Annotated in this window: 4 protein-coding genes; 3 read left to right on the top strand and 1 reads right to left on the bottom strand. The window is 65.5% G+C overall.

Features of this window, described 5'->3' with window-relative positions:
* The first annotated feature begins 106 nt into the window (after window positions 1-106).
* From AC1D34_RS35160 to AC1D34_RS35150, 3 genes are all read left to right on the top strand, one after another.
* A complete protein-coding gene (locus AC1D34_RS35160; protein ID WP_113513425.1) occupies window positions 107-1,129 on the top strand; it encodes a zinc-binding dehydrogenase in 1,023 nt (340 codons plus the stop codon).
* 103 nt (window positions 1,130-1,232) lie between these two features.
* Window positions 1,233-2,213 (top strand): lipid A biosynthesis lauroyl acyltransferase, encoded by a 981-nt coding sequence (locus AC1D34_RS35155; RefSeq protein ID WP_476826738.1) that lies wholly within the window; start codon window positions 1,233-1,235, stop codon window positions 2,211-2,213.
* A 67-nt stretch (window positions 2,214-2,280) separates the two neighbouring features.
* Window positions 2,281-3,021, top strand: coding sequence for a DUF1223 domain-containing protein (locus AC1D34_RS35150; RefSeq protein WP_441493312.1), 741 nt, complete (start codon window positions 2,281-2,283; stop codon window positions 3,019-3,021).
* Between the two features lie 4 nt (window positions 3,022-3,025).
* Here the strand turns inward: AC1D34_RS35150 and AC1D34_RS35145 are convergent.
* Window positions 3,026-3,625, bottom strand: a 600-nt coding sequence (locus tag AC1D34_RS35145; protein ID WP_476826737.1) for a TPM domain-containing protein, incomplete at its 5' end; no start/stop codon positions are given.

Below are 3,625 nucleotides of genomic sequence, written 5' to 3'. Positions count from 1 at the left end.
CTATATCACCGGCACCGTCCTGCCGATTGATGGTGGCCTGACGGCACAGCTCGGCGTGCATCGCTGAGCGCGCTCAGCCGGTAGATGCGTATTTGAAAGGCTCGACATGCGTTCCCTCCAGCTCTTCGGCGACCGTGACCTGCGCCTGACCGAAATCGACCCGCCGCCGCCACCCGCCGCCGGCGAGGTGCAGATTCGCGTGCGCGCCGTCGGCCTGAACTATCTCGATGTCTGGGGTTTCCGCGGCATGGCCTTCGCCAAGCGCAAGATGCCTCAGGCGGCCGGTGTCGAGGCCGCAGGCGAGGTTGTGGCTGTCGGCGAAGGTGTCAGCCGTTTCCGGGAGGGCGACACCGTCACCATGTACGGCGCCGAGACCTGCGGCCACTGCAAGGCCTGCCGCGAGGGTCGCGACAATCTCTGCGAGAATGTCGCCGGCATCATGGGCTTCCATATCGACGGCTTCGCCCGCGAGCTGATCAACCGGCCCGAGCGCCTCGTGATCAAGGCTCCGAAGGGCGTCTCCTTCGAGGAGGCCGCCTGCGCGCCGATCGGCTTCGGCACGGTGCAGCACATGCTCTTCGACAATGCCAAGCTGGAGCCGGGTGAATCCATTCTCGTTCACGCCGGCGGCTCCGGCATCGGCACCGCCGCGATCCTGATGGCCAAGGCGATCGGCTGCACCGTCTACACCACCGTCGGCGACGACGAGAAGGGCGCCAAGGCCAAGGCGCTGGGCGCCGATTTCGTGGTCAACTACAAGACCGAGCGCTTCGAGGGCGAAGTGCGCCAGCTCACCAAGCGCAAGGGCGTCGATGTCGTCTTCGAGCATGTCGGTGCCGATACCTGGAATGGCTCGCTGCTTTGCCTGAAGCGCGGCGGCAGGCTCGTCACCTGCGGCGCAACGTCGGGCCCCTCGACCACGATGAACCTGATGCAGCTCTTCCAGCAGCAATACCGCATCTTCGGCTCCTTCGGCTGCCGCATCGAGAACATCGCGCAGTCGCTGGAGAAGATGGCGGGCGGCATGAAGCCGGTGATCGACTCGGTCTTCCCACTCGAGGATTTCGAGAAGGGGCTCGCCCGACTTGAGGGCCGCAAGGTCTTCGGCAAGGTCATTGTCGCCTTCTGAGCCCGGATTTCGCGCGCCAGACTTGACCGGCGCGTATTCCTGACGCAAGTCGCGCGGCTGGCGCCGGGCCTTTCCGGCTCTTCGGAAAGAGGCCCTCGCGGCATTGAGACGTTTGAAGCACTTCGCGGGCCGGCTCGTTGCGGCCGTCATGATCGGCCTGATCCGGGCTCTGTTCGGTTTCCTGCGCCTGCTCGGGCCGGAACGCGCCAGTGATCTCGGAGGCTGGCTGCTGCGCAGCGTCAGCCCGCTGATCCCGGTCAATCGCGTCGCACTGGCCAATATCCGTGCCGCCTTCCCGGAGAAGAACGAGGCCGAAGTCCGGACGATCGCGCGCGGAGCCTGGGAGAATCTCGGCCGCACCGCTGCCGAGTACGCGCATCTCAAGACCCTCTTCGACTATGACGACGACAACCGGGATGCTCCCTCGCGGGTCGAGGTCTCCGGCATCGAGCATTTCGTCGCGCTGAAGGATGACGAGAAGCCAGGACTGATCTTCTCGGCGCATCTCGCCAACTGGGAGCTCCCGGCGATCTGCGCCGCGGCCTACAAGCTCGATACAACCGCGGTCTTCCGCGCGCCGAATGACCCGGCAATCGCCAACGTGGTGCACGAAATTCGCTCCGGCGCCATGGGCGGGCTTGCCGCGGCGAAGCAGGGCGCTGCCTTCGCGATGCAGGGCGTGCTTGAGAAGGATGGCCATCTCGGCATGCTGATCGACCAGCATTTCACCYGGGGCGTGGTGATCCCCTTCCTGGGCCGCCCGGCCCTGACCAACCCGATCCTCGGCAAGTTCGCACGCCGCTTCGACTGCCCGGTCCATGGCGTGCGGGTCATCCGGCTGCCGGGGCAGCGCTTCCGGCTGGAACTGACACCGCCGCTCGACCTGCCCCGCGACGAAGCCGGCGAGATCGACGTCACGGGCGCCATGGCGATGATGACCGCGGTGGTGGAAGGCTGGGTGCGCGAGCACCCTGAGCAATGGCTCTGGATGCATCGGCGCTGGCGCCCGAACATGATCAAGGCGGCTGCGCTGGCGAATTACGGGGATACAACCTGGCCACAGCCCAAATTCAAGGCAACGTGATTTCCAAGTGAGGCTTATTGAGCGCTTTGGTAACGTCTCGCAGTCAGCTTGAAGCCGAGTTTCGAGAATGACCCGCCGGTTACGCGCCTTTTCTGCCTTCCTTGCTGCCCTCGCGTTTGGCGGCGCGACAGCGCTTGCCCAGACGCCGGCCAAGCCGCCAAGGGCGGTGATCGAACTTTTCACCAGCCAGGGCTGCTCATCCTGCCCCGCGGCCGACGCCCTCTTCGTCGAGTTGGCCAAGGACCCGAGCCTGATCGCCCTCACCATGCCGGTGACCTATTGGGATTATCTCGGCTGGAAGGACACGCTCGGCCAGGACGTTTTCAGCAAGCGCCAGAAATATTACGCCAAAGGTCGCGGCGACGGCCAGATCTACACGCCTCAGGCCGTGATCAACGGCGCTTCGCACATGGTCGGCTCCGACAAGGCCCTGATCGAGCAATCGCTCAAGGAGCACGCGAGCCCGGCGCTTCCGGTCTCCGTCACCCTGTCCGAAGCCTCCGGCCACCTGAGCATCAAGCTCGATCCCACCGGAACCGGCAGCGAGCGTGGCGGCGGTGTCTGGCTGGTGCCGATCTCGCGCCTTGTCACGGTGCCCATCGAACGCGGTGAGAACAAGGGCAAATCGGTGACCTACGCCAATGTCGTGCGCGGCATCGTCAAGGTTGGCGAATGGACCGGGGCGGCCACGACGATGTCGGTCCCGCTCGCGACGACACAGCTTCCGAATGCCGACGCTTATGTCGTCCTGGTGCAGGGCGACCAGCCCAATCGGGTGATCCTGGGCGCCGCACGCAGCCCGCGCTGAGGCTTCAGAGCAGGACCACCTTGTTCGGTAGCTCGTCGACGTCGTCTGCCGCTGGCGGCGCATGGCGGGCAAGAACGCTGCCGACCGCTCCAACCGCATCGATCAGACCTTCGCGCAGGCGGTCCTCCTTCGCTGCCGCGAGCAGCGGCTCGATGATGCCGCGCCAGACCGCCTGATCGATCGTCTCGTCTATTCCGATATCCGCGACGATTTCGGCATAGCGCTCCTGCAGGGCGATGTAGAGCAGGACGCCGGTGCGCCCACGCGTGCGGGTAAGGCCGCGTGCGGTGAACTCGCGCAGCGCAACGTCATGGGCCCGCCGGCGCTTGATGAAGCCAGGCACGAATCGCCCACCGCGCCCATACCAGAGCAGCGTCACCATCAAAGTCGCAGCGCAGACGAGTTGGATCAGGAAGATTCGCGGAGCGCTGGTTGCCGTCAGCATCAGCAACGGCCAGGGCACGAACAGCGCCAGCACCAGTGCCATCACCAAAGGCACGGTGCGGTAGCTGCTTGCAGCGCGGTCGATCACCACGACGATCTCGCCGGAGGTCAGGCTTTCCGCCTGCCGCACCGCTTCCGCGATCGCCTCCTGGTCTTGCGT

This window comes from Allobosea sp. P1_A7, from assembly GCF_056406775.1.
This window is presented reverse-complemented; position numbering and strand designations above follow the sequence as displayed.